This window comes from Pandoraea sp. PE-S2T-3 (genome assembly GCF_002179965.1).
GTDB lineage: Bacteria > Pseudomonadota > Gammaproteobacteria > Burkholderiales > Burkholderiaceae > Pandoraea.
The window spans coordinates 1-26,551 of record NZ_NGUQ01000037.1; the positions used below are offsets into that span (position 1 = coordinate 1).

The following is a 26,551-nucleotide window of genomic DNA, read 5'->3' on the forward strand; positions in this document are numbered from 1 at the left end:
GCCACCGCTGCTGCTGCCGCCACTGCTGCTGCCGCCATCGGTGCCCGTGCCGGTACCCGATCCGCCGCCGCTGCCGTCGCCGCCGCTGGAACCGGCGCTGGTGCCGCCGCCGAGAGAGCCGCTGGTGCCGCCCGAGCCGGAGCTGGCGCAGCCGGTCATGGTGACGATGGCGAGAAGGCAGGCCGAAGCGATAAGGTTGCGTTGGATGCTGTTCATGATGGTGTCCTCTGGTCGTTTATGTGATCAGGCGAGCGCTTCTTGCGCAGCCAGTCGGGTGTTCATGCGTTGTGCGATGAGTGCGAACAGGAGCACCTCGACGGCTGCGCTTGTGGGGCCCGTCATCGCCAGGGCCTGATTCGTACGTTGAGTGCCTGCCGTGCCGAACGGTGTGGCGGTGGCGTGTACGCCACCGCCGTCCTCACCGCTCCTCCCTGGGCTTGCGCCTCTACGATCGTCTTGGGCGGCAGCGCTGCGCTGCATGGCCCCGACGCGCTGCTGCGAGGCGGTAAGGCCTGCGGTGCCGAGCGTCGTTTGTTTGGTAATGCCAATGATCATGGTGTCCCCCGGTGATCTTTAGCGTTGCGATGCAGGGATATCCGCAAGAGGTGTGCCAATCTCTAAATCCGGGTTTGAGTAATCGCTCTAGTTTTTTTGTCGATCGCCGGGAAAGCCTGTATTTATTTGCGTTTCGCAAAACAAGAATCTTTCGGATCGAGAGATCGAGCACTGGCACGCCTGATCAAAAGTCAGGGTTAACGAGATCGGGAAAAGGTGAAAACGGAGGTAATTCCGGCGAATTGCCGTTCCCGTTACGGGGGGCGTTACGGGGAACGTTACGTAACGCGCTTCCCATGAGTTCGGGTAAATACGCTCGTCAAAACCCGAATGCCGGTACGTGCAGCGGCTATTGCAGGAAATTCGCGTAAAGAGGGATCGGAACAGTTGTCAGTGCGACGTAATTTTTCGAAATCACGTTACGACTGCGGTTCGAGAAGCCGTGTCGATTGCGCTGTGGCAAAGATGATTGGCCCTGCGGAAAAGGGCCTGTGCAGGACGTAAATGAGACGGAATACGATTGGCACTCGCCGGGCTAATACAGACGATGCGGAAATACCACGGATGGCGAAAGATTTCGAAAGATTCGGTGGTTGCGCGCAAGGGCGCCGGCATGTGAGATTCCTCTCGGTGCCGTGATTGGCAAGGGTTGCGAAGCAATTGCCGGAATCAAGGGCGGACGTGACGGGCATAGCGGCCGCGAAACATGGCTAGCGGACGATGAATGAATAGTTATTTAAATGTCCGCTGCATTAGAGGCGTTGTTTCGCTCACACGTGCAGAATCATGGTTTTCCCTCGCGCGTGTTGCATTGCTTAGTTTTGGAGTATTGTTTGATCAACCCGCGTAACGTTTTCTTACATTCTCCAGGGTGATTGGTAGGAAGGCTCTAGTTTTTGCGTTTTAGTTTAAATTAGCATCGAAAAAAAATAGTACGCGATCCCGATGGTTGTTACAGCATGGCGGGAAATAATGGCGTACAAAGTAAAAGAGGTTCGTAAGCCTTGCAGCGCAACGAACCCGAGGCCGAAGTCCAGAACTGATAAGCGATATGGCGAGTTCTCGTCGTTCAGGAAAAAACCTGAGAGTGACTCGCCATGTATGCCAACGGGCGCAAAGCGCCTTAATAGTGAGGGAGGGTGAGATGAAACTCGGCAATCGTATTCGACTGTTTGCGCGCGATGAGCGTGGTGTGACCGCGCTGGAGTACGGCATTCTGGCAGCTGTTGTCGCCGTGATTATTGGCGTCACTGTCTCCCCGGCATTGCAGGGTGTCTTCACATCGGTTTTCTCGAAGGTTCAGTCGGTCGTGACATCTGCGGGTGCCTGACGGCGCTTGCGCGGGGTGCGGACTATGCGAATCGCGCAGCGTAAGCGCTACGGGCGGCGGGGACTGCGGCGTCAGCAGGGAGTTACGGCGCTGGAGTACGGCATTCTCGCCGCCATCGTGGCGCTGATCATCGGGACGACCGTCTACACCCAGTTGGGCAGCGCGATTTCGTCGATCTTCAGCACGATGTCGTCAGCCGCCATCTCGGTGATTTCGCACTGACACGAGGGCCAGCGTGCTCACCTTGTTGTGGTTGCTCTGCGTGCCGATCGTGGTCACCGATCTGATCGCACGCCGAATTCCTAACGTGTGGCTGTTGTGGGTCGGCGCGCTTGCGCTGGTCTGGATCGGGTGGCAAGCATGGCACGGCGAACCCCGTGTCTTGTGGGTTCACGGGCTGGGCGCGCTGCTGGGATTGATCGTACTGCTACCGTTCTGGTGGCGGGGCGTGATGGGGGCGGGCGACGTCAAGTTGTTCGCACTGATCGGCCTGATTGCCGGCTACCCGGTGCTGCTGCCGGTGTGGTGTCTGGCAAGTGTCGCGGCGGGCCTTCATGCACTCGTCCTGCTCGCCGGGCGTCTTGCGTGGCTGACCGGCTGGCGGGAGCGCACGAGCGCCACGGCAACGTGGCAACGGATCGAGCGCTGGCGGGCCGGGCGCATCGGGTTGCCCTACGGGGCGTATCTGGCGGTGGCTGCGCTGGTGGTGCGGTAGCGTTTCACGGCAACAGAACACAGCAGTTGAAATGAGCGTGTCGAGTGCCGCAGAAAGCGGCACCGCAATAATGGGAGGCGCGGGCGACGCCGCGCGAATGAGTGGGACCAATGCGTCGCCAAACACGGCCTGCAAGCGCCGTGCGCGACGGGGAGTGTCGTCATGAAGCGGTACAGGACACAGGCAGGATCAGGGTTGCGACCGGCGCGCTCGCGTGGGGTTGCCGCTCTTGAATTCATGCTCATTCTGATGATCCTGTTGCCTGCGTTCTACGTCGCCGTCGCGTTCTCCATCACCATTCTTGCCCGACAAATGCTCACGCAGGCTGCCGCCGAGGGCGGTCGCGCCATGCTGCGCGCCGGCACGCTGGCACAGCGCCAGAGTTACGCCGCACAGGCGGTTGGCAACACCCTCGCCTGGCCTGCATCCAGTGCGGTGACAACCAGTTTTGTGCCCGATACCACGTATCCGTGCCCGGCTTCCGGGGCATCGAGCAGCGCGTCGCAGTGCATCGTTCACGTCAATCTCAGCCTGAACCAGACGATGACCGTCAACTGGCCCGGGTTGGGAAGTCTGGTGCCGTCGACCATCAACGGCACCACCGCGGTAACGCTCGACACGTCGACGCTCGGCGGCAGTTGAGTCTGAAATTGAGTTGGCAGTCGATGTCATGCCGCCGGTTACACGCTTACACGTTACCCGGCGCCCGAAATTTGTGACTGAACGGCCGCAAGGCCCCAAGCCATGAACAAAGCCACCAAGATTCTCGCAACGCTGCTGGTTGTCATCGGGGTGCTGCTGGCGCTCCTTGCGCTGCGATTGGGAACGACCAACGCACCGGCGCCGACGGCAACGCCCTCACCGGTGACGCAGACGCTTACGCAGCGCTATCCGGCCGTGGTGGCGGCCAAGGCACTGTCGCCCGGGCAGGTCATCGCTGCCGACGCGGTCAAGCTCGTGCAGTTCGACGCCCAGACGCCCGGCGCTTTTACCAACCCTGCCGATGTCGTGGGCCGCGTGCCGCTGGTGGCCCTTGCCGCCGGCGTCCCGGTCACCCAGAACACCCTCGCGCGTGGCCTGGCGATGCAACTCGCGCCGGGCGAGCGCGCCGTCGCGCTGCCGGTCACCGAAGCCGTGGGCGTTGCCAACCGCATTCGTCCGGGCGACTACGTCGACGTGTTCTTCACGATGAAGACCAATCAGGCCCCGGGCCCCGCGGTGGGGCTGGCCGACGATACGCAGGCACGCCTGCTCGCTTCGCGGGTGCGCGTGCTGAGTTATGGGAATGCGTCGCTCGATGACGTGACGCCGCCGCCCGCCACGCCCGGCGTCGCTTCGACGGTGCAAGCCGCTGCGGCAACGGCACCGCCGCCCCCGCCGCCCAATGTGAATGTGCAGCCGCCGATGCCGGCGACTGCCGCCGTGGTGGCCGTGCCGGTGGCTGACGTCAACCGTGTGGTGCTCGGCACGCAGCAGGGGCGGATCACGCTCGCGCTGCGCAACCCGGCCGATGACGCCAAACCGGATACCTCGCTGTTCCCGTCGCCGCCGCCGGTGCTCGCGGGCAAGGCCGGTCTGAAGGGTGACGACAAGGCTTCGCTCGATACCCCCGAGAACCAGGCCTACGCGGGCATCGCGACCACCGGGCTGGCTGGCGCGCCGGTCAAGGCGGCCGCCGCACCGCGCCCGGCGGGCGGTGGGCAGGGCGGTGGCGGCACGATCGAAGTCGTGCGCGGCGCCGAGCGCTCGACGGCGTCATTCTGAAACGCAGAACTTTTGAAGACCACGTAGAGAGAACCACGTACAGAAACGCTTGACCCAAGGCTTTCAAGTTCAATCGAAACAGTGACCGATACAGCCACGCCATGATCAGAAGCCAGGTTCGCACTGCCAGACGAGACGTCAGACGTGTCACGGGGACGCTGTTGTGCTTTGCCGCGCTGGTCGCGTGCGCAGCCACAGTGTCGGTGCGTCTGGCGAAAGCGGCTGACGCCTCTCAGAGCGCCAGCATGCGCTCGCTGACGCTGGGTGTGCACGAGCAGCGTGAGCTGCCGCTGCCCGGCACGCTCGAACGGGTAGCCGTGGCCGACCCGGCCGTTGCCGACGTCGTGGTGCTGCGTGGCACCGGCGGGCGTCGCGGTTCGGTGCTGGTGGTCGGCAAGAAGGCGGGCACGACACAGGTGTCGGCATGGCCGCGCGGTGGTGACGCCGTGCGCTGGGAAGTGCATGTGACGGGCGACCTGCAAAGCGCATTGGGCGATACCGGCACGGCGAGCGTGGATGCACGTGGCAACGCGGCGCTGATTCAGGGCCACGCGAACACGCTGGTGGAGCACAGCGGTCTGCAATCGGCGGCGGTCGATGCGACGGGCAAGGGCGGTGTGGTGGTCGATCGTTCGACGGTGGGTGAAACCGGTGTAGTGCAGGTCGACGTGAAGATCGTCGAAATCAACCGCAACATCCTGAATCAGATCGGCGCGAGCTTCGGCGTCATGAAGAAGGGCGGGTCGGGGAGCTTTGGCGTGGTCTCGCAACTGGCCTCGGCCTTCGGCGGATCGAGTTCGGGATCGGGCAGCAGTCAGGTCTCCAGTTTCGGCACGTTCTTCGGCTCGATCACGCGAGGGGCCTTCACGCTCTCGGCGGCCATCGATCTCGTGCAGACCAACGGACTGGGCCGCATTCTGGCGGCGCCGACGCTGGTCGCACTGTCGGGCCAGAGCGCGAGCTTCCTCGCGGGCGGTGAGATCCCGGTGCCGCAGTCGGGCGGTCTTGGCACGACGACGGTGACGTACAAGCCGTTCGGGGTGGGATTGACGGTGACGCCAACAATTCTCTCGCCCAACCGCATTGCATTGAAGGTGGCGCCGGAAGCCTCGGACATCGATTACACCAACGCCATCGTGTCTGACTCTGTGCAGATTCCGGCGATTACCACGCGTCGTGCAGACACCACGGTGGAGTTGGGCGATGGCGAGAGCTTCGTCATCGGCGGGTTGATTTCACGCACGACGACCGCTTCGGTCGACAAGATTCCGTTGCTCGGCGATTTGCCGCTCATCGGCGCATTTTTCCGTGATTTGAAGTACTCGAGTGCTGAAAAAGAGTTGGTCATCATCGTAACGCCGCATCTGGTCAAGCCGGTCGCAGCCGGTGTGACCATGCCGTTGCCGGGCGACACGCGCGAGCAGCGTCCCGGTCAGGTGTGGGGCGCTTACCTGATGGGCGTGGCAAGTGACAGCGAACTGCCGGGGTTCTCGAAATAACACTGGCGGAGCAGTAAGGAGTGCAAACATGAACGCACCGACGCGAATACTGGACACCATGACTGAGTTGCATCGCTTCCTCTTTTGCAGCGCGCATGCCGGCCACGGTCAGTGGCTCTCGGCGGCCCTGCGCGAAGAGGGCGTCTTGCTACAGGAAGCGGGACGCCCTGCGCAGTTGCAACAGCGCATCGGCGATCTCGATCCGCAGGTGGTGTTGCTCGATTTTTCGGGCGAACCGACCGGCCACGCCGACGAGCCGGCCGATGGCGGCATTGCTCAGGCCGCCGAACTCGCTCAAATGCTCAAGCGCGTGGCACCCAAGCTGCCGCTCGTGGCGGTGGGCTCGATGGTGCGTGCCGACGGCATGAAGGCCGCCATTCGCGCCGGCGTGCATGACTTCATCGACATGCACTCCACGCACGAAGAGGCGCTCGACGTCATTCGCCGCGTCATCGATCAAACGCCGCCGCCCAGTGCTTCGGGGCCGGCCAGACACGGCCGCTTCGTGGTGTTGCTCGGCGCGCGCATCGGTGTGGGCTGTAGCACGCTGGCCGCGCATCTGTCGCAACTGTCGCAGGAGCTCGCGGTCGGCACGCCCTCGAACAAACCGGTCAAGGCGCCGGCGGGCAAGGATGACAAGTTCGATGTCTCTCTGCTCGGCCACGTCGCGCTGCTCGATCTCGGGCTGCCGTCGGGCGATGGCCTGCTGTATCTGAATACGCAAAGTCAGTTCAGCTTCGCCGAGGCCGTGCAGAACCTGCGCCGCTTTGACGAGACGCTGGTGCACACGGCCGTCTCGCACGCCTCGAGTGGGCTCGCTGTGCTGCCGTTGCCGCTCGATCTCGGCGATATGCGCAGTGTGGCGGCCGCCGATGCGCTTGCCCTCACCGATCGCCTGCGCTCGTTCTTCGATCTGATCGTGGCCGATCTGGGCGGGTTTTCGAATCCGTCGTTCGTGTCGAGTCTGGTGCGCGCGGCCGACGAGGTGTGGCTCGTGGTCGATCAGAGCGTGGGGGCGATCGTCTCGCTCGCCTCGCTGCTGCGCGATCTCGAAGAGAAGAGCGTGGAGCGCAGTCATCTGCATCTGGTGCTCAATCGCTATGACCCGCGTTACGGCATGGCGGCCGACCAGATTGCCAAACGCTTTGACGTGCCGCTGCTTGCGACGCTGCCTGACCGGCCGCTGGCGATGCTCTCGGCAACCAATCAAGGCAAGCTGATTCTTGATACGGCACGCAGCGATCCGTACGTGCGGGCGTTGCAACCGCTCGCCGAACGACTGCTCGCCGCGCAGCACGCTGGCGCTGCGGCACATCGTCAGGCCTCGGGCTGGCTTGGCCGCTTCATTGGAAAGCACTGATATGACCGACTCGATCGAATTTGCGGACGACAGGCGCGCATTTGCCAACTCGCAGCAATTTCAGGACATCAAGACCGCAGCGCACGAGCATCTGCTCGCGCGGATCGAGGAACTCGGCGCCGAATTCGGCCGCTGGAGCCGGGGCGCGATTCAACAGTTTGTCGATCTGGAGATGGACGGCTTCGTCCGCCTTCGCCGCATTCCGATCAACGAAGCCGAGTTGCGTCAGATCTCCGACGCGCTCACGAAAGAGCTGGCCGGTTTTGGTCCGATCGAAGACCTGCTGGGCGACCCTGAGGTCGAAGATATTCTGATCAACGGCTACAACGACGTGTACGTGTCGCGCAAAGGGGTGCTGGCGCGCGAGGCGTTGCGATTCTCCGATAACGCGCATTTGCTGCGGATCGTGCGACGCATTCTGGCGCCGATCGGCCGCCGGCTCGACGAATCGAACCCGATGGTCGATGCGCGCTTGCCTGACGGCGGCCGCCTGAACGTGGTGATCGAGCCACTGGCGGTGGACGGGCCGGTGGTGTCGATCCGGAAATTCCGCAAAGACCCGCTCAAGCCGTCCGACCTGCTCGCGCTCGGCAGCTTCAACGAAGAAATCTACGGACTGCTCGAAGCGGCGGTGCGCTCACGCTGCAACATTCTCGTGTCGGGCGGGACGAGCTCGGGCAAGACCTCGCTGCTCAACGCGCTGGCCAGCTTCATTCCCGCTACCGAGCGCGTGGTGACGGTGGAAGACACCGCCGAACTCTCGCTCAATCACCCGCACGTGGTGCGTCTGGAATCGCGCCAAGGCGGCTTCGACGGCTCGGGGGAAGTGACCATCCGGGACTTGATCCGCAACAGCTTGCGGATGCGTCCGGACCGCATCATCGTGGGCGAAGTGCGCGGCTCCGAAGTGCTCGAAATGATGCAGGCGATGAATACGGGCCACGAAGGCTCGATGGCGACGATTCACGCCAACTCGCCGCGTGAATGTCTTTACCGTCTCGAAATGCTGGCGGGCTTCGCGGGTTTTCAGGGCAGTGAAAGCAGCCTGCGCCGGCAGATAACGAGCGCGCTCGACTTCATCGTGCAGATTGGCCGGCTCTCCAGCGGACGCCGCCGCATTCTGTCGATCACCGAAGTCACCGGCGTCTCGGATACGGTGATTTCCACGCAGGAGCTCTATCGACACGAGACCTTCGCCGGTGCCGACGGGGAAGAAAAAGACCGTTGGGTGTCGCTGGGCATTCAACCGCACTCGCCCAAATTGCAGCGCTACAAGGACCAGACGCGTAACGCGACGGCTGCCGCTGCGCACGCCGCGCAGCAGCAGGGCAATACGCCCCCCGATTCCGGTGGCGGCGGCTTCTTCGGGCGGCGTCGATGAACCCCCTCGTGTTGTGGGTCGCCTGCGTCGCGCTGCTGTTGGTGGCTGGCGGACTGGAGCTTTGGCGGCGCACTTATCAGCGCGCCCGCGAGCAAGCGACGAGCGCGTTTCTCGAGCGCCAACTTGCCCACAACGCGCCGCAGTTCGCTGCGGCTGAAGGGGCCATTGGGCGTGTCGCTCGCCGCAAGGCGCTGCCGTGGGAGTTCTTCTTCGAGCGTGCAGGCGTAATTCCGACACCGGGGTTCTACGCAACGCTCGTGGGCGGCGGCTTGGCGCTCGCGTTGATTTTCTGGGTTTGGCACGGGCCGTTCTCGGCGTTGATCGTGCTGATTCTCTATGTGCTCGGCGTGGTCCTGCGTTACTGGCTGAAGGGGGTGCGGCGGCATGCCGAGATCGTGCGTCAGTTGCCGATCTTTCTCGATGGCATGGTGCGCATGCTGACGGTCGGCAACAGCTTGCCGGCGGCATTCCAGACGGCGTCCGGCAATGCCGACATGCCGTTGCGAGAGTTGCTCGACAGCGCCGTGCGGCAGGTGCAGGCGGGCGTCGATCTCGACGTCGCGCTCAAGCAGATTGCCCGCGTGTACCGCGTGGAAGAAATCTATCTGTTCGCGTCGGTGGTCGATCTGTCGACGCGGTTCGGCGGTCGTGCCGATCAGATTCTGTCGCGCATGTCCGGCTTCATGCGCGATCGTGAGCAGGCGCAGGCCGAGTTGCATGCGTTGTCGTCCGAGACGCGGATGTCGGCGTGGGTGCTGGCCGCATTGCCAATCGTCGTGAGCGCATTCCTGATGCTGTTCAATCCGGCGTTCTTCGAACCCATGTTCCAGCAAACGTCGGGCCAGAAAATTCTCGCGGTCGGTCTCGGACTGGAAATCGCGGGCGGCTTCATTCTGTACCGGCTGGCCAAGTCCATCTGAGCGAGAGGCGCCCCTCATGAACCTTTCGTCCTTCACGTCGTTCGCTTCGGAGTCGCACACGTGGCTGATGTTCGGCCTGCTGCTGGTCGCCGCCGGTCTGTTGCTCGCGGCCTCGGCGATCCTGCTGCGCGGCATGCGCCAAGACCGCAGCGGGCGCGTGATCGACCAGATGCTGGCGAATCGCCAGCAGCAGACGTTGGCAGCGCTTCGCGCGGCGACGGCACCGCTCGGCAGCTCGTTGTCGCCGGGTGACGAGGAGGAAGGCACCAACACCGGCGCGAAGGGCTGGCGCGCACTGTTCGACCGCGCGGCGGCGCTCGGCAAGCGGTGGTCGGAAACGCGTGTCGGGCAGTACCTGATCGCCGCCGAAGATCGTCTGCTGCTCGCGCAATGCGGCTGGGACAGTGTGCGGGCGAAATCGCTGTTCCTGTTCTCGCGCGTGGCGCTGGCGGCCGTGCTGCTGCTCTTCGTGTGGATCTGGCTCCCGGGCAGTGGCGGGTTGAGCACGATCTTGCGGTTGCTCGGCGCCGTGGGCGCGGGCTTGCTGCTGCCGAAGTTCTACGTGCAGCGCCGTGCCGCACAGCGCCGTCGCGAGATCGTGGAAGAACTGCCGTTGCTCATCGACTTGCTGCGGCTGCTGCAAGGCGTGGGGCTGTCGATGGATCAGAGTTTGTACGTGGTGGTGTCGGACTTCCGTGAGGTGCTGCCCATTCTTTCGAAGGAGTTCGAGAACGCCAACCGCCAGTACGCCTCCGGGCGCGGGCGCGAAGCGTCGATGGTGCGGTTGCGGGAGGTGTACGACAACGACGATCTGCGCGCGCTGGTGCGCCTGATTGCGCAGGTGGAACAACATGGCGGCGCCGTGCAGGAGCCGTTGCAGCAGTTCAGCGACCGGTTGCGCGAGCAACGGCGGCAGACGATGAAAGAGCGTATCGGCAAGCTCACGGTCAAGATGACCCTCGCGATGATGCTCACGTTGCTGCCCGCTTTGATGCTCGTGGTGGCCGGGCCGGCGATTCTGTCGCTGGCGAAGACTCTGGAGGGCTTGTAGTCATGACACGAACCGAAATGACGCGGATGGGCCTGGCGGCGCTGTGCGTGGTGATGGTCGCCGGGTGCGCATCGAAGGGCGGCGGTTACGGTGCGCCGTCAGCGGCAGCGCTCATGCGTGCGCAACAGGACGACGAAGTGCGGGCCAAGACGGCCGCGCCCGACACGAAGGAGTTGTACCTGTCGATGATTCGCGAGATGCAGGAGCGGGGTGCCTATTTCGCTTCGTTGGCGCACATCGAGCAGTTCCGGATTCAGTATGGCAATTCGCCCGACGTCGACATTCTGCGGGCCGACGCGTTGCGTGAGACCGGCCAGCCGGATGCTGCCGAAGCGACCTATCGGACGCTGCTCGCCAGCCCGGTGGCCGCCGCCGCGTGGCATGGACTTGGACTGGTCGCCGCGCAGCGCAAGGACTATGCAGGCGCGACGCAGGCCCTGCGTGAAGCCGTGAGCCGTGCGCCGACCGAACCGTTCTACCTGAGCGATCTTGGTTTTGCGCAGTTGTGCAACGGCGACGCGGCCGGTGCACGGGTGCCGCTCGCGCAGGCCGCCGAACTGAAGCCCGACAGCCGCAAGGTGCTCAGCAATCTGGCCGTGTATCTGCTGGTGACGGGCGAGCGTACACGCGCCGACCAGATGATGACGCAGGCCAAGATGCCGCCCGCCACGCGCGAAGCTATCGACAAGCTGGCGACCGATATCCGCACGCAGACGCAGGCGGCACGCGCTGCTGCCGATGCAGCGGCGGCCCGGGCAGCGGCGCAGGCAGCGGCTGCGATCGTACCACCCGCGGCGACGGTAGCGCCCGCCTCGGTCGCACCAGTCGCACGCGCCGCAACCGTGGCCGCAACGGCAACGCCCGCGCAGGCGGCGCCGGTTGCAACGCCGTCGGCCTCGGCCAGCACCGTGGTCGTGCGTCTGCCGGAGCCCGGTGCACGTGGCGTGGCAGCGACGGCCGATGCGGCACCGAATCGTGCGACTGCAAACGCAGGGGCGAACAGCGCCGACGCCAAGCTTGCACGGGCCAGCGATGTCGCACGCAGCGACATGCCCACGTCGATGCTCGACCGGTTTGCCAATTCGTCCAATTCGCAATAGGCGCGGGCGTCGCGTTTGCGACGGCGCCCACAGAACGCGTCACGTAAAAGTAGTCACGCAACTTCAGGGAGACGTGATGATGGCAGGCCAAATGCAACGATGGGAGAGGTTCTCCCCGCAGACCCGGGCGACAGATCGGGACGTGCCGGGCCAGAGCGGTTTCGCTGCGCAGTGCCTTGCGGGCATCGCACTGGCGCTGTGCGCGAGCTGGGCCGGCGCACAGTCGGCTCCCCTGACCGGTCAGATGGGCGGTGCCGACGCGCGTACGGTGGCGCAGGCCACTGCGGCGCCGGCGGCGGCCAGCGCGGTACCGCAGGCCGCCGCAACCGATGCAACGGTTGCGCAGGCAGCACCGGCAACGCAACCCGCACAGGCGCCGCAGGCCAGCCGCGTGCCGCCGAATAGCGTGCGTCGTACGACGCCGTTACGCGTGGGCGAGCATGCCGCAGACGGCATGCTGGGCGACGAGACCGAGGCGTTGCTCGCATTGCAGGCGAGCAATCAGGCGGCAGGGCGCGGCTTGCCGATGCTCGGCGCGACGGCGTCGCGGGCTTACAAGCGCTATCTCGATAGCTTCACCTACGCCATTCCCGCGTTCTATCCGACGATGGTGCAAAGCGATGGGGCGGGCGGCGGCGGTGGTGGCGGTAGCGGGGCGGCATCCGGTGGAGGGACTGGCGCGAGCCAGTAATTCGTCATGACACCCCGTGCGCACGCGCGCAAAACGGCTCGCTCCGCAGCATCTGCCGCGCCTCGTGACGACCATGCGACATGGTTGGGCAACTTGCGCTGGGCGGGTGGGCGGCAGCGTGGCTCGGTGCCGATCGTGGCGTTTTCCTTCGTCATCGTGGTGCTGATTCTCGCGTTGGCCATCGACGCGGGCTATGCCTTCATGAAGCGGCGCGACCTGCAACGCACCGCCGACATGGCGGCGCTCGCAGGGGCGCAGACCCTGCCGGGTTGCGCCAATGCGACTTCTTACGACACGGTGGCCCGCGCGAACGTGACGGCCAATCTGGGGGCTGACGCGGCCAACACGACGGTGGCAACCGCGTGCGGTATCTGGACGAATCCGACCGCGAGCGCCACGACACCCGGCACGTTCGCACCGGTCGGTTCGGGCGGCCCGGCAAGCGGCAATGCCGTCCAGGTGACGCTGACGCTGCCGGTGGTCTCGTTCTTCCAACTGACGGGAACGCGAAACATCACGGCGACGGCGATCGCCCGCAAGGCGCCCGCCGTGGTGACGTTCACCGTTGACTCCGGGTTGCTCGCGCTCAACACCAATAACTCCGTACTCGCGCCGTTGCTTCAATCGATCGGCATCTCGCCGGCGCTCTACGTCGGGGCGGCGCAGCAACTCGTGGGCGTCAACATTACGCCGCAAGGGTTGTTGCAGGCGCTCGGCGTGCCGGTGACAGGCGATGTGTCGGTGGCGTCGCTCTCGGGCGTGGCAGCGGTCAAGAACCTGACGCTGGGTGCGCTGCTCAGTGCGACGAACACGGCACTCGCGACGCAGAACGGTGCGTTGTCGGCATCGGTGACCGCATTGGGTAACCTGATCAACGTGTTCGGCAACAGCCCGGTACTGAGTCTGCCGATTCAACTGCTGGGTACCGCAACGAGCCCCGGCATCATCGCCAATATCGATGCGGCGGGTGTGTCGGCAGCCAATGCGCTTACGGCCAACATCGGTGTGGCGGATCTGATTACGGCGGCCATTGTCGGCGCGAACGGCAACAACGCCATTGCGATCAACGGGCTTAGCATTCTGGGCAACGCCGTGAACGTCAGCGCGAACGTGATCTCGCCGCCGCAGGTGGGCGTCGGCGGCGTCGGGGCCACGGCCACGACGGCGCAGGTGCGGTTGTTCCTCACGATCAATACGGCGGCGGCCTCGGGCTCGCTGGGTTCGGTTGCGGGCTCGCTGCTCAATTCACTGGGCACGTCACTGAATCTGCCATTGGTGCTGGAAGTCGCGCAGTCGACCGGGACTGTCACGGCCGTACAGTGCGGCGCGACACCGTCAACCACGATTCAGGTGAACTCGGGACTCGTCAACGTCTGCGTTGGTGCGGCGGCCAGCGGTGTGAACGTGAAGACCAACCCGGCCAGTTGCACCACGCTGATGACGAACCGCGTGAACATCGCCACTTTGCTGGGGCTGATCAACGTCTCCGGCAACGTGAATCTGTCGCTCGTGACGAATTCACCTGCACCGATAACGTTCAGCGGCCCCTTCCCGCAGAAGGTCGGACCGATCGGGTCGAGCGTGAATCTCAGCCAGATCGTGACGGCGTTGCTGACGGGGTTGTCGCTGGATGTGAGCGCGTCGGGGTCGTCGTCGTCGAGCACGGTCGCCGGTGGGCTGGTGGGCAACGTGCCGAGCGCAGCGGTCGGGTCGACGATCACGACCGTCAACGGGTTCCTGAGCAATGCCGCAAACGGCCTTCAGTCCACGGTGAATGCACTTGGCACGACGCTGGGCGGGGTGCTGACGCTGAATCTGCCGCAAGTGCTGGGCGGCGTAGGGGGGCTCGTCACCGGGCTGGTGAACACCCTCGGCGGCATTGTGAACGGGCTGCTGGGCGGTCTCTCCGATCTGGTGTGCAACTTGTCGGGCAGCGGGGCGAACCAGTGCCGGATCGACAACGTGAAGAGCGGACTCAGCACCAGCAACATCTCGCCGGTGCTCGGCAGCATTCTCTACACACTGCTCAACCCGCTCCTCACGCCGATCAGCACGTTGCTCAACACGCTGCTCAACGCACTGGGTATCACGCTCGGCATGACGACGGTGACGGTGGACAGCATTAACTGCCAGAACGGGCTGGTGCAACTGGTGTATTAGCGGAGTTCACGAGACATCACCCGATAACGCGATAACCCGACGACAAAACTTCACCATGACGGACGCCCGGGGCGTTCGGCGACCAGCGGAAAAGCATGAAAAGCAAGCCAGTACGTGAAGACCTCGACGTGTATGTGTGGGAAGGCAAGTCCGATATTGCCGACCGGGTGGCGCATTGCCTCGCCAGCTTCGACATGGAAGTGATTCGCGCCGACGGTGCCGACCTGTCGCGCGAGCGCACCAAGACGCGGGCGTCCATCGCGGTGGTGAGCGTCTCGGTGATCGAAGGGGCGGCCACCAACGCGCACGAGTGGCAACTCGGCCACGGCATGCCGGTGATCTGGGTCGCGACCGCGCCGCGCGAGAACGATCCGCGCACGTATCCGCCCGAATACAGCAACATCCTCACGCTCGACTTTTCCGGCGCGGAGCTGCGCACCCTTATCTTCAAGCTGTCGGGTGCGATTGCGGAGGCCGACCGTGCGCCGGCGCCGGCCGATCCGCTCGTGGCGCAATCGAGTGCCATGCTCAACCTGCTGGCCGAAGTCGATGCGTTCGCCGATTGCGATTCCAACGTGATGATTCACGGCGAAACAGGTGTCGGCAAGGAGCGTATCGCCCGGTTGCTGCACGACAAACAGACGCATTACGGGCAAGGGCCGTTTGTCGCGGTGAACTGCGGGGCGATTCCTGACGGCCTGTTCGAGTCGCATTTCTTTGGACACGCCAAGGGCGCGTTCACGGGGGCGCTGTATTCGCACAAGGGCTATTTCGAGCAAGCCAACGACGGCACGTTGTTCCTCGACGAAATCGGCGACCTGCCGCTATATCAGCAGGTAAAACTGCTGCGCGTGCTGGAAGACAGTGCGGTCACGCGTCTGGGCTCGGTCCAGCCCGTGAAGCTGGATTTCCGGCTGGTGGCGGCCACCAACAAGAATCTGAAGTCGATGGTGCGCGACGAGTTGTTCCGCGCCGACCTGTTCTACCGGCTGGCGGTGATCGAGCTGCACATCCCGAGCCTTGAAGAGCGCGGGCCGATCGACAAGCTGGCGGTGTTCAGCACGTATCTCGGCAAGGTCGCGTCCGATCCGGACATCGCCGGCAAGGTGCCGCCGTGGTTGCGCGAGCTGGTCGAAGGCGGGGTGTTTCCCGGCAATGTGCGCGAAATGCGCAACATCGCCGAGCGGGTGGGCATCATCTACCGGCAGTTGGGGACGTGGGACGAACGCCGCATCCGGGCGATCTTCGAGGCGCTGGCGACCGGCGTGATCGTACGCCCCGACGACCCGGCCCGCGCTGTAGCGCTCACCGACCGGGCGCGCTGGGACGCCACCGAGCGTACCCGCATCGTCGCGGCGCTCGATGCCAACGGCTGGCGCCGGCAAGACACGGCCAACGCGCTGGGCATCAGTCGCAAGGTCCTGTGGGAAAAGATGCGCAAGTATCAGATTCTGGGTAACGACTCGGAACTGGCCAGCGAATACGAAAGCTGACGCGATGAGGGCGGGGCGATGCCGCCGAAGCGTGTCGCGAGCGGGACACAAACGGGGCGCAAGTCATGATCACAAAAGCGCCTTGACCAGCCTTCCGCGCAATGCGTAGGCGATAGCCGTTTAAAACCCGCCAATGCAGGGATTTGTCTGACACACAACTTCGACTTAAGGGAAAACCTTCGGCGGCGGGGTTGCGTGGTGTCAACAGTTGAAATCCTACCGGGCCAATATTGCATTCCGCGCTTGGAAGAGCGGCGCGCAATGGATAGAATTGGCGGCTATTGTGAGCGTGCGGTTATTATCTGCCGGCAGCGCGGGCACCTGCCGGGACCACAGAGGTATCCGGATGGGGCAAGTCAGCGTATCGGCGAGCGAGGCAGGACGGCGACGGGACATGATGTCCGTTACACTGTCGTGGCAAAAATACGCAGGTCTCAGATCCTCGGGGCGGAGTCCGGGGGGGCGAATGAAGGCGACGCATAAGGGTCGTTAAACGATCCGGTCGATAACAGGAAAACAGATCAGATGAAAATCAGTGATTGCCGGGGGCGGTTTTGGTTGGGCGTGGGGGTGGCATGCCTGGCAGCCTGGGGGACGTCAGCGGGGGCCGCGGATGCGGTCAAGGATGTGACCGGCTCGACGACGCCAGGTCAATTCGCCGCACCGGCAGTGCCCGCGCAAGGTCTCTCGGCCCCGGCTTCGGCCTCGGGCACGATTCAGGAACTGCGCGATCGCATCCAGAACAAGGAAGTTACCGAACTTCGCACGACGTACAACGGCCGCTACGGCGCCAGCCTGTTGTTCTATCCGCAGACCATGGGGTATTACGTCGCACTGTTCCATGAAGGGCAGTTCTGGCGTGTGGTCAAGCTGAACAACGAGAAGAAGGCTGAAGCCCTGTACGGTGACTTCGTGCGTCAGACGCAGGTGTTGGCCGATGTGGAGATTCGCCGCATCAAGCTCGAAGCGCAGAAGTCGCTGATGGAGCGTCAGTTGGCCGAGAGCGAAGCCCGCCTGAACGCGGTGCAGAGCGATCTGGCGATCCAGCGTCAGCAGGAACAAGCGCTGGCACAGAACCAGCAGGCCGTGCGTGAGCAGGCTTCGGCGCTTGAAACCGAACGCACCGCAGCGCGTATTCGCCTGACGGACCTTCAGGGTCAGATCCGTTCGCTCGAAGCCGAGCAGAACAGCGCCGACTCCGATCTGGTCCGCTCGGTCAAGAGCACCGGCAACCGCAAGACGACCAAGCGTCACTAAGTCGATTGCTTGCCGTCAGCGTGTGAGAAAGCCGCCTTCGGGCGGCTTTTTTCATGGGGAATCGAGAAGGATGCCCCTTTCGCTACACGCAATTGCCGGGACTGTCGACCAGCGAATCGCGCATGTCTCGCATTTGCAACTCGAATTGCCGGGAAAAGCGCGTTGCCCCGGTGCGCCCGGGGTGCCTTGCGGCCCCGGGAAAACCACGTGGCGGCGCGCTGGTCACGGGGCGCGGCTGCAATTATCCTAGGCGAACGTGTCGTGTGTGGCGTCCGGCACTCGGGGGCCGTCCCGACTAGCTAGGGACTCGGCAGCCAGTTAGAATAGCGCCCATTTTGTGCAGCGCAATAAAGCGATTACCCAAACCTTATGACGCAAACCATACGACAGGGGCATCGCCCTCAGCCCATGCCTGCGCTGATGGTCGCAGCCATTGGCGTCGTCTTCGGCGATATCGGCACCAGCCCGCTCTATGCGCTCAAGGAATGTTTCGATCCGCAACACGGCATTCCGTTTAACCAGCAAGCCGTGTTCGGCATCATCTCGCTGCTGTTCTGGGCGCTGGTCATTGTCGTTTCCCTGAAGTACGTGCTGTTCGTGATGCGCGCCGACAACCGGGGCGAGGGCGGCGTGCTCGCGCTCATGGCGCTGAGCCTTCGCAGCGTGCGCGCGGGCAGCAAGTGGGCGTCCGTGCTCATGATGCTGGGGATGTTCGGGGCCTGCATGTTCTACGGCGATGCGGTGATCACACCGGCCATTTCCGTGATGTCTGCGGTCGAGGGGCTGGAAATCGCGGCGCCATCGCTCACACGGTTCGTGCTGCCGATCACCATCGTCATCCTGATCATTCTGTTTTCGATGCAGAAGTCGGGCACGGCCAAAGTGGGCCGCCTGTTCGGTCCGGTGATGGTCGTGTGGTTCGTGATTCTCGGCGTGCTGGGCGTGTACAACATGTTCGCGGCGCCCGAGATCATCAAGGCCATCAACCCGTACTACGGCATCCATTTCATTCATACGCACGCCTTGCAGGCCTACATCGTGCTGGGCTCGGTGTTCCTGGTGCTGACCGGTGCCGAGGCGCTGTATGCCGACATGGGGCACTTCGGTATCCGTCCGATTCGCTTCGCATGGACGGCGCTGGTGTTCCCGGCGCTGGTGCTGAACTACTTCGGTCAGGGCGCGCTGCTGCTGAGCAACCCGAAGGCGATCGAGAACCCGTTCTTCCTGATGGCACCGGACTGGGCACTGCTGCCGCTGGTGGTGGTGGCTACGGCGGCGACGGTGATTGCATCGCAGGCCGTGATCTCGGGCGCGTTCTCGCTGACCAGTCAGGCGATTCAGCTCGGCTACGTGCCGCGCATGAAGATCCTGCATACGTCTGATCGCGAAATCGGCCAGATCTATATGCCGGTGATCAACTGGTCGCTGCTGCTGGTGATCATCTGGATCGTGCTGGCGTTCAAGTCGTCGAGCAACCTCGCGGCGGCGTACGGTATTGCCGTCACGACGACGATGGTGATTACGACGATTCTGGCGTGCGTGGTCATGGTCAAGGTCTGGAACTGGAACAAGTTCCTGGTGGCGCTGATCATTACCGGCTTCCTCGTGGTCGACTTCGCGTTCTTTGGCGCGAACCTGATCAAGGTCGAAGAGGGCGGCTGGCTGCCGCTGGCGCTCGGCGCGTTCCTGTTCTTCATGCTGATGACGTGGCACAAGGGGCGCCAGTTGCTGCGTGAGCGCACGGCTGCCGACGGTATTCCGCTGGGACCGTTCCTGCAAGGGTTGCTGGCCCATCCGCCGCATCGCGTGGCGGGCACGGCGATCTATCTGACCGGGGGCAACACGCTGGTGCCGGTGAGCTTGCTGCATAACCTCAAGCACAACCGTATCCTGCACGAGCGCACCATCTTCCTGACGTTCCGCACGGTCGACGTGCCGTACGTCGAAGACGACAAGCGCATGGAAGTGAAGGACCACACGGGCGGCTTGTATAGCGTGGTGTCAACCTTCGGTTTCAACGAAACGCCGGACGTGAAGGAGGTGCTGCATCTGCTCGAAGAGAAGACCGACATGCATTTCGAGTTGATGGATACGTCGTTCTTCCTGGCCCGCGAAACCGTGGTGCCGACCAAGCTGCCGGGGATGTCGATCTGGCGCGAACGCCTGTTCGCATGGATGCATCAGAACGCGGCCAAGCCGACCGACTTCTTCAGCATCCCGGCGAACCGGGTGGTCGAGTTGGGGACGAAGATCGAGATTTAATCGACGTAAGCGATCTGAGCGTCAAGAAAAAAGCCCGCGAATCCGAAGATCGCGGGCTTTTTCTTATGCCGGACTGACTTAGCGCTTGAGCTTGGCGAACGCGGCTGCCATGGCGTTCACCGTTTCCGGTTCACGCTGACGTTGGCCGCCACCGCCGCTGCGGTTGCCACCATTACCACCGCCGCGATGGCCGCCACCGCCGCCACCCGCGCCCGGACGATCGTTCTCGCCGGCCACCGGCAGGTCGTCGTTCAGGCGCATCGTCAGCGAAATACGCTGGCGACGCGGGTCGACTTCCAACACCTTCACCTTCACGATATCGCCGGCCTTCACGACTTCGTGCGGGTCTTTGATGAACTTGGTCGACATGGCCGAGACGTGCACCAGACCGTCCTGATGCACACCGATGTCGATGAACGCGCCGAATGCCGCCACGTTCGTGACCACGCCTTCGAGTTGCATGCCCGGCTTCAGGTCGGTGATTTTTTCCACGCCTTCCTGGAACGTCGCCGTCTTGAATTCAGGACGCGGATCGCGGCCCGGTTTTTCCAGTTCGGTCAGGATGTCCTTCACCGTCGGCAAACCGAAGCGCTCGTCGACGAACTCGGTCGCGGAGACGCTGCGCACCACCGAACCGTTGCCCATCACGTCGCCGATGCTCTTCTTGATCTTCGCCAGAATGCGCTCGACCACCGGGTAGGCTTCCGGGTGGACCGACGAGCGGTCCAACGGGTTGTCACCGCCGTTCACGCGCAGGAAGCCGGCGGCCTGTTCGAACGTCTTGTCGCCCAGACGCGGCACCTTCTTGAGGGCCTCGCGGCTGGCAAACGGACCATTGCTGTCGCGGAAGTCCACGATGTTCTTCGCGAGCGTGCTGTTCAACCCCGACACGCGGGCGAGTAGCGGCGCCGAGGCCGTGTTCACGTCGACACCGACGAAGTTCACGCAATCCTCGACCACGGCGTCCAGCATGCGCGCCAGTTCGCGTTGATTCACGTCGTGCTGATACTGACCGACGCCAATCGCCTTCGGCTCGATCTTCACCAGCTCGGCCAGCGGATCTTGCAGACGGCGGGCAATCGACACCGCGCCACGCAGCGAGACGTCGAGTTCCGGGAATTCCTTGGCCGCGAATTCCGAGGCCGAATAGACCGAGGCGCCGGCTTCCGACACCACAATCTTCTGCAACTTCAGTTCCGGGTGACGCTTGATCAGTTCGAGCGCGAGCTTGTCGGTTTCACGCGAGGCCGTGCCGTTGCCGATGCTGACCAGTTCTGCGCCGGTCGCAGCAACCACCTTGGCCAGACGGGCGAGCGAGCCGTCCCAGTCGCGGCGCGGCTCGTGCGGATAAATCGTGTCCGTGCCGAGCAGCTTGCCCGTGCGGTCCACGACGGCCACCTTCACGCCGGTACGCAGGCCCGGGTCCAGACCGATCACGCTCTTCGGGCCCGCCGGTGCGGCGAGCAGCAGCGCCTTGAGGTTGCGCGCGAACACGCGAATGGCTTCGCTTTCGGCGCTCTCGCGCATTTGCGTGAGCAATTCGGATTCCAGATGCGGCTGCACCTTCACGCGCCAGCACCAGCGACACACGTCGCCCAGCCACTTGTCGGCGGCACGGCTCTGGTTACGAATGCCGAAATGGCCGGCGATGACGCCTTCGCACGGATGCGGCACCTGCACGTCGAGTTCTTCGCCAAGACCCAGCTTGACCATCAGGATGCCGAGATTACGGCCACGGAAGAGGGCGAGCGCGCGGTGCGACGGCACCGAAGCGATCGGCTCGGCGTAGTCGTAGTAGTCGCGGAATTTCTCGCCTTCCTCGTTTTCCTTGCCTTCGATCACCTTTGACGACACCACGCCCTGATTCCACAGGTAGTCGCGCAGCTTGCCGAGCAATTCGGCCGTCTCGCCGAATTGCTCGGAGAGAATGTCGCGCGCGCCGTCGAGGGCGGCCTTCACATCGGCCACGCCCTTCTCGGCGTCGACGAATTTGGCGGCTTCGGTTTGCGGGTCGAGCGTCGGGTCGGCGAGCAGTGCGTGGGCGAGCGGCTCAAGGCCGGCTTCGCGGGCGATCTGCGCGCGGGTGCGGCGCTTTTGCTTGTACGGGAGATACAGGTCTTCGAGCGTTTGTTTCGTCTCGGCGGCCACGATGGCCGTGCGCAGCTCGTCGGTGAGCTTGCCTTGTTCCTCGATGCTTGCGAGGATCGCGGCGCGACGGTCTTCGAGTTCGCGCAAGTACAGCAGGCGCTCTTCGAGCGTGCGCAGTTGCGTGTCGTCGAGGTTGTCGGTCACTTCCTTGCGGTAGCGCGCGATGAAGGGCACGGTGGCGCCTTCGTCCAGCAATTGCACGGCGGCGGCGACCTGGCGTGGCTGCACGCTGAGTTCGGCGGCGATGCGTTGAACGATCTGAAGGGCTACGTTTTGCGTCATGAGTGTTGCGAATTACCCAAGTGCCAGGAGCGGGGCATTTTGCCATAAACCGCGGGCGCGTCCGGGCAGGCAATGCTAAAATTTGGCATCACTCTGCCCAACCTCATGATTTCCTTCGCAAAATTGTTTTCGCGCCGTCGCGCTGGTACGTCATTCGCTGCATTTGGTGCGATGACGGCCGTGGCGGCCGCTGCCGTCGCAGCCATCGTTGCTTTGCCTTCCGCGTCGTTCGCGCAGGGACTTTCGGCTGTCGAAGCCGCGGGCCGCACGACCGATCAGATTCGCGTGCCCCATGTCCCCTTCGACGCCACGGCCGATCGCACGCCGTCGCCGGCCAGCAGCGCCTCGGCGGCTGCGGCCGCTGAGGACGACAAGCCGGTCGCGTACGACGACAAGCTCGATATGCATCCGGATGACGACGACTTCGCGGGGCGCCGCGCCGTGCTCGAGCGTCAGCGCGCGTGGATCGACTATCGCTTCCAGCAGGCGAAGTACGAATGCGCGTCGAAGTTCTTCGTGAACTACTGCGTCGACAAGGCGCGCGACGAACAGCGCGAAGCCCTCAAGGCCGTGCGGAGCCAGCGTCTGGTGCTGGAAGACGCCGAGCGCAAGGCGCGCGCGGCGGACCGTGATGAGCGTCTGGAAGCGAAGCGCGCACAAACGGCCGCCGAAGCACCGCAGCGCGCCGCCGAGCGGGCGCAGAACGTGTCGGACTATCAGGCCAAGCAGGCCGAATATCAGCAGCGTGTGACCGAGCGCACGGGGCAGGCGCCACAGCGCGCGGCCAATAGCGAGCAGTACAATGCCAAGCAGGCCGAGCAGCAGAAGAAGCTCGATGAAGCGAAGGCGACGGCGGATCAGAAGGCTGCCGAGCGTGCCGAAAACGTACGGAAGTACGGCGAGAAGCAGGCGGACGCCATCGAGCGCCAGAAGAAGTCCGACGAGCGTAAAAATCAGTCGCAGTCGGGGAACACGCCGGCGCAAAAGGCGCTGCCCGGACAGTAAGCGAGGCCGGGCCACCGGGCCGGCCAATGTGGCCGGTGCCGGCATCACTTGAGAGTTGCAGGAGAGTTGCCACGATGCAGCACGATCTTCACTCCATTGGACGCCGCATCATCGAGTTGCAGATCGAACACCGCGATCTCGACTTCCTGATCGACAAGTTGCTGACGGAGCCGACGTACGACGAACTGCAAGTCACGCGCCTGAAGAAGCGCCGTCTGAAAATCAAGGACACCATTACCCTGCTGCAAGTGCAGCAAACGCCGGATCTGCCGGCCTGACGCGGGCTGGACCGGCCATAGCGCCTTCTCCGCGTGACGTGAATCCAACCGTCTGCGCGACACTTTTTCATTGCCGGCGCCGCGAATCGTCAGTTCTCGATTCGCGGCGCCTTTGAGTTTTATTTGCCGTTTTGATCGATTCAACCGCCACTGCCAGCGATTCCCCCGACGACGCCACTTCCGACGACACGACGACCTTCCATGGACTCAAGCCGCTTGCTGCGCGGCGTGAGCGAGAACTGGAGGAGATTTTCGGCGACGGCGGGATGCTGGCGCGCGCCATCGACGGCTATCGCTCGCGTGAGCCGCAAACCGAGATGGCCCGCGCGGTGGCGTCCGCGATGGACACGCACGACTCGCTGATTGCCGAAGCCGGCACCGGCACCGGCAAGACGTACGCGTACCTCGTGCCTGCCATGCTATGGGGCGGCAAGACGATCATCTCGACCGGCACCAAGCACTTGCAGGACCAGATTTTCGCGCGCGATATTCCGACGGTGCGCCGCGCCCTTGCCGTGCCGGTGAGTGTGGCCATGCTCAAGGGCCGCTCGAATTATCTGTGCCACTACTACCTTGAACGGGCGCAGCAGGAAGCGCGCTTCGCGTCGCGCCATGAAGCCGCGCAGTTGCGTGAGATCGTGACGTTCGCGCAGATCACGAAAAGCGGTGACAAGGCCGAATTGGCGTCCGTGCCTGAGAACGCACCCATCTGGGCGCAGGTGACGTCGACGCGCGACAACTGTCTGGGGCAGGAATGCCCGCGTTACAAGGATTGCTTTGTAATGCTGGCCCGTAAAGAGGCACAGCAGGCCGACCTCGTCGTGGTCAATCACCATTTGTTCTTTGCCGACGTGATGTTGCGCGACACGGGCATGGCCGAGTTGCTGCCCAGCGCGAATACCGTGATCTTCGACGAGGCGCATCAGTTGCCCGAGACAGCGACGCTGTTCTTCGGGGAAACGGTGTCCACTGGACAGATTCTCGAGCTCGCGCGGGATTGCGTGGCCGAAGGCCTGATTCATGCGCGCGATGCGGCCGACTGGGTGAAGTTGGGGGCAAATCTCGAACGGGCGGCACGCGACGTGCGACTGACATTCGGGCCGGATAACACGCGCATGTCGGTGGCGCAGTTGGCCGACGATCATGAATTGTTCGGCGCGCTCGATAGCGTGGACGTCGCGTTGCAGGACCTGATAGAGACACTCCAGCATCAGGCGGAACGCGCCGAAGCGCTCGGCGCTTGCCTGCGCCGTGCGATGGAGTTGCATCAACAGCTTGAGCGCTGGCAGACGGGGGCGACGCCGCCCACGCCGGGCGAAGCCCCGTTGCCGTTGCTCGATCCCGACGCGCCGCGTGTGACCGATGGCAAACGCGAGAAGGCGGCGAAAGCGGCCATCGCGCGTGAGGCAGAAGCCGCGCGCGCGGCGGCCGATGCCGAAGCGTCAGCGGACGCGCAAAACGGCGAGGGCAGCAAGCAGAAGACCTATACGCCGCCCGAAACGGTGCGCTGGATTGAAGTGTTCTCGCAGGCGGTGCAGTTGCATCAGACGCCGCTGTCGATCGCGCCGATCTTCGCGAAGCAACGGGCAGGCGCGCCGCGCGCATGGATCTTCACGTCGGCGACGCTCTCGGTAAAGGGCAATTTCAATCACTACGCCGCGCAACTTGGGCTCGATGCGGGCAAGTCGCTGACGCTGGCGAGTCCGTTCGATTATCCGAATCAGAGTCTGCTGTATGTGCCGCGCGGCTTGCCGCAGCCGTCTGCGCCGGGCTTCACCGATGCGGTGCTGGATGCCGCGCTGCCGGTGCTGGAGGTGAGCGGTGGCCGGGCGTTCGTGCTGTGTACTACGCTGCGAGCGGTCAATCGTTCGGCGGAGCGTTTGCGTGAAGAGTTCGACCGGCGTGGCTGGCCGTATCCGCTGCTCGTGCAGGGCGAGGCGAGCCGTACCGAGTTGCTGGACCGTTTCCGGGCACTCGGAAATGCGGTGCTGATCGGCAGCCAGAGTTTCTGGGAAGGGGTGGATGTACGCGGCGAAGCGCTTTCGCTCGTCATCATCGACAAGCTGCCGTTCGCACCGCCCGACGATCCGGTGCTTGCTGCCCGGCTCGATGCACTGACCAAGAAGGGCTTGAGCCCGTTTGCCGTGCACCAGTTGCCGCAGGCGGTCATCACGCTCAAGCAGGGGGCGGGCCGCTTGATTCGCTCCGAGCGTGATCGCGGCGTGCTGATGATCTGTGATCCGCGTTTGGTCGATAAGCCTTATGGCCGGCGCATCTGGCAAAGCTTGCCGCCATTCAAGCGCACGCGCGAACTGCCGATCGTGCGTGGCTTCTTCGACGAGATGGCGGCGGACGCCGAGGCCTGATCGGCTTCGGCGGCTTCGACGGCTTGTGAGGCTTCAGCGCACCTCGCGTTGACAATGCCTCAGGCCTCAGGTTTCCAGCGAGTCGAGCCAGCGTCCCACGACGGCCGGCGCTGCCTCGGCGAGGCGCGCCTGGTTGGCGCGCGCGTCGGCACGCAGCGTCACCGGGTTCACGCCGGCACCTCCCAATTCGCACGCATGCCCCACGAGCCACGACTCGATGCTTGCAGCATCGGCTTCCAGATGGAATTGCAGACCCAGCGCGTGCTTGCCTAGCGAGAACGCCTGATTCTCGCCGATGTGGGTTCGCGCCAGATGTGTGGCGCCGGGCGGAATGTCGAACTGGTCGCCGTGCCAGTGCAGCACCGGCACGTCGTCCAAAGCGGCCAGCGGCGAGGCTTCACCGGCCGATGTCAGTTCGACGGGCGCGTAGCCGATCTCCTTCACACCCAACGGCGCCACCTGTGCACCGAGTGCGCGCGCCATCAACTGCGCGCCCAGACAAATTCCGAGCATGGGGGCTTTGGCATCGAGCCGCGCTTTCACCAGCGCCAGTTCATCGGTAACGAAGGGATAAACGGCCTCGTCGAATGCACCGATCGGACCGCCGAGCACGACCGCCAGATCGGGCGACAGCGCATCGATCGCGCGCAAATCGGCAATGGGGACATCCACATACTCGATCGCGTAACCACGTTGCTGGAAGTACGGCGCGAGCGTACCGAGATCTTCGAAATGCACGTGGCGCAGGGCGAGCAGGGTTTTGGCGGGCAGGGCGCTAGAAGGGGGGGAACTCACGCGACAAACTCCTCAGGCAATATCCGGTGAAAGCCACAATGTAAGCGGAAAACAAAAAGCCCTCGCAAGCGAGGGCTTTTCGATGATGCTGGAACATTCGACCCGATGCTGGTTCAGCGCCGAATCAATGCTGCATTAG

The 26,551-nt window shown here is 63.9% G+C and carries 23 protein-coding genes; 19 read left to right on the forward strand and 4 right to left on the reverse strand.

The features are described from left to right. The coding region (locus CDV46_RS22485; protein WP_176399161.1) for a hypothetical protein at positions 1-216 on the reverse strand (216 nt) is incomplete at its 3' end. 27 nt (positions 217-243) lie between these two features. After that, positions 244-555: a hypothetical protein gene (locus CDV46_RS22490; protein ID WP_087725098.1), complete on the reverse strand. Its 312-nt coding sequence runs from the start codon at positions 553-555 to the stop codon at positions 244-246. A 1,144-nt stretch (positions 556-1,699) separates the two neighbouring features. Between CDV46_RS22490 and CDV46_RS22495 the strand changes: the two genes are divergently transcribed. The 16 genes from CDV46_RS22495 (at position 1,700) to CDV46_RS22565 (ending at position 19,538) form a co-directional block, all read left to right on the forward strand. Next, positions 1,700-1,885, forward strand: a complete 186-nt coding sequence (locus CDV46_RS22495; protein WP_058378234.1) for a Flp family type IVb pilin — start codon at positions 1,700-1,702, stop codon at positions 1,883-1,885. 24 nt (positions 1,886-1,909) lie between these two features. Further along, positions 1,910-2,107 (forward strand): Flp family type IVb pilin, encoded by a 198-nt coding sequence (locus CDV46_RS22500; RefSeq protein ID WP_087687093.1) that lies wholly within the window; start codon positions 1,910-1,912, stop codon positions 2,105-2,107. Positions 2,108-2,120: 13 nt separating this feature from the next. After that, positions 2,121-2,600 (forward strand): A24 family peptidase, encoded by a 480-nt coding sequence (locus tag CDV46_RS22505; protein ID WP_087687094.1) that lies wholly within the window; start codon positions 2,121-2,123, stop codon positions 2,598-2,600. Positions 2,601-2,762: 162 nt separating this feature from the next. Beyond that, a complete protein-coding gene (locus CDV46_RS22510) occupies positions 2,763-3,242 on the forward strand; it encodes a TadE/TadG family type IV pilus assembly protein (RefSeq protein ID WP_140413460.1) in 480 nt (159 codons plus the stop codon). Between the two features lie 102 nt (positions 3,243-3,344). Beyond that, on the forward strand, positions 3,345-4,364 hold the full coding sequence (gene cpaB / locus CDV46_RS22515) for a Flp pilus assembly protein CpaB (protein WP_087725100.1): 1,020 nt from the start codon (positions 3,345-3,347) through the stop codon (positions 4,362-4,364). A gap of 101 nt (positions 4,365-4,465) precedes the next feature. Beyond that, positions 4,466-5,863 carry a type II and III secretion system protein family protein gene (locus tag CDV46_RS22520; RefSeq protein ID WP_087725102.1) on the forward strand — a complete coding sequence of 466 codons (1,398 nt, stop codon included), beginning with the start codon at positions 4,466-4,468 and terminating at the stop codon, positions 5,861-5,863. Positions 5,864-5,891: 28 nt separating this feature from the next. After that, positions 5,892-7,223: a hypothetical protein gene (locus CDV46_RS22525; RefSeq protein WP_087687098.1), complete on the forward strand. Its 1,332-nt coding sequence runs from the start codon at positions 5,892-5,894 to the stop codon at positions 7,221-7,223. 1 nt (position 7,224) lies between these two features. After that, positions 7,225-8,604 carry a CpaF family protein gene (locus CDV46_RS22530; protein WP_058378240.1) on the forward strand — a complete coding sequence of 460 codons (1,380 nt, stop codon included), beginning with the start codon at positions 7,225-7,227 and terminating at the stop codon, positions 8,602-8,604. Then, a complete protein-coding gene (locus CDV46_RS22535; RefSeq protein ID WP_087687099.1) occupies positions 8,601-9,524 on the forward strand; it encodes a type II secretion system F family protein in 924 nt (307 codons plus the stop codon). Before CDV46_RS22530 ends, CDV46_RS22535 begins: the two co-directional genes overlap by 4 nt. Before the next feature lie 16 nt (positions 9,525-9,540). Further along, positions 9,541-10,575 carry a type II secretion system F family protein gene (locus tag CDV46_RS22540; protein WP_087725104.1) on the forward strand — a complete coding sequence of 345 codons (1,035 nt, stop codon included), beginning with the start codon at positions 9,541-9,543 and terminating at the stop codon, positions 10,573-10,575. A gap of 2 nt (positions 10,576-10,577) precedes the next feature. Then, positions 10,578-11,675 (forward strand): tetratricopeptide repeat protein, encoded by a 1,098-nt coding sequence (locus CDV46_RS26960; RefSeq protein ID WP_140413461.1) that lies wholly within the window; start codon positions 10,578-10,580, stop codon positions 11,673-11,675. 76 nt (positions 11,676-11,751) lie between these two features. Then, positions 11,752-12,366 carry a DUF3613 domain-containing protein gene (locus tag CDV46_RS22545; protein ID WP_176399162.1) on the forward strand — a complete coding sequence of 205 codons (615 nt, stop codon included), beginning with the start codon at positions 11,752-11,754 and terminating at the stop codon, positions 12,364-12,366. A 6-nt stretch (positions 12,367-12,372) separates the two neighbouring features. Next, positions 12,373-14,526 carry a pilus assembly protein TadG-related protein gene (locus tag CDV46_RS22550; RefSeq protein WP_087725108.1) on the forward strand — a complete coding sequence of 718 codons (2,154 nt, stop codon included), beginning with the start codon at positions 12,373-12,375 and terminating at the stop codon, positions 14,524-14,526. A gap of 95 nt (positions 14,527-14,621) precedes the next feature. Next, on the forward strand, positions 14,622-16,019 hold the full coding sequence (locus tag CDV46_RS22555; protein WP_058378246.1) for a sigma 54-interacting transcriptional regulator: 1,398 nt from the start codon (positions 14,622-14,624) through the stop codon (positions 16,017-16,019). A 525-nt stretch (positions 16,020-16,544) separates the two neighbouring features. Further along, entirely contained in the window at positions 16,545-17,276 is a 732-nt protein-coding gene (locus tag CDV46_RS22560; protein ID WP_087687103.1) for a DUF2968 domain-containing protein, read from the forward strand. Between the two features lie 369 nt (positions 17,277-17,645). Beyond that, complete coding sequence (locus tag CDV46_RS22565) at positions 17,646-19,538, forward strand: potassium transporter Kup (protein ID WP_170935863.1); 1,893 nt, start codon at positions 17,646-17,648, stop codon at positions 19,536-19,538. Positions 19,539-19,616: 78 nt separating this feature from the next. Here CDV46_RS22565 and CDV46_RS22570 read toward each other — a convergent pair whose 3' ends face one another. Then, positions 19,617-21,968 carry a Tex family protein gene (locus tag CDV46_RS22570; RefSeq protein WP_087687104.1) on the reverse strand — a complete coding sequence of 784 codons (2,352 nt, stop codon included), beginning with the start codon at positions 21,966-21,968 and terminating at the stop codon, positions 19,617-19,619. Positions 21,969-22,139: 171 nt separating this feature from the next. Here CDV46_RS22570 and CDV46_RS22575 point away from each other — a divergent pair, with 171 nt between their 5' ends. The 3 genes from CDV46_RS22575 (at position 22,140) to CDV46_RS22585 (ending at position 25,617) form a co-directional block, all read left to right on the forward strand. Further along, positions 22,140-22,973 carry a hypothetical protein gene (locus CDV46_RS22575; protein WP_140413462.1) on the forward strand — a complete coding sequence of 278 codons (834 nt, stop codon included), beginning with the start codon at positions 22,140-22,142 and terminating at the stop codon, positions 22,971-22,973. 74 nt (positions 22,974-23,047) lie between these two features. Then, the gene (locus CDV46_RS22580; RefSeq protein WP_058378251.1) at positions 23,048-23,251 is read left to right on the forward strand and encodes a YdcH family protein; all 204 of its coding nucleotides are present in this window, start codon (positions 23,048-23,050) and stop codon (positions 23,249-23,251) included. Positions 23,252-23,385: 134 nt separating this feature from the next. After that, positions 23,386-25,617: an ATP-dependent DNA helicase gene (locus tag CDV46_RS22585; protein WP_087726046.1), complete on the forward strand. Its 2,232-nt coding sequence runs from the start codon at positions 23,386-23,388 to the stop codon at positions 25,615-25,617. Between the two features lie 66 nt (positions 25,618-25,683). On the opposite strand, the gene CDV46_RS22590 is transcribed toward CDV46_RS22585, so the two are convergent. Then, complete coding sequence (locus tag CDV46_RS22590; RefSeq protein ID WP_254916165.1) at positions 25,684-26,412, reverse strand: glutamine amidotransferase; 729 nt, start codon at positions 26,410-26,412, stop codon at positions 25,684-25,686. Positions 26,413-26,551: the final 139 nt, after the last annotated feature.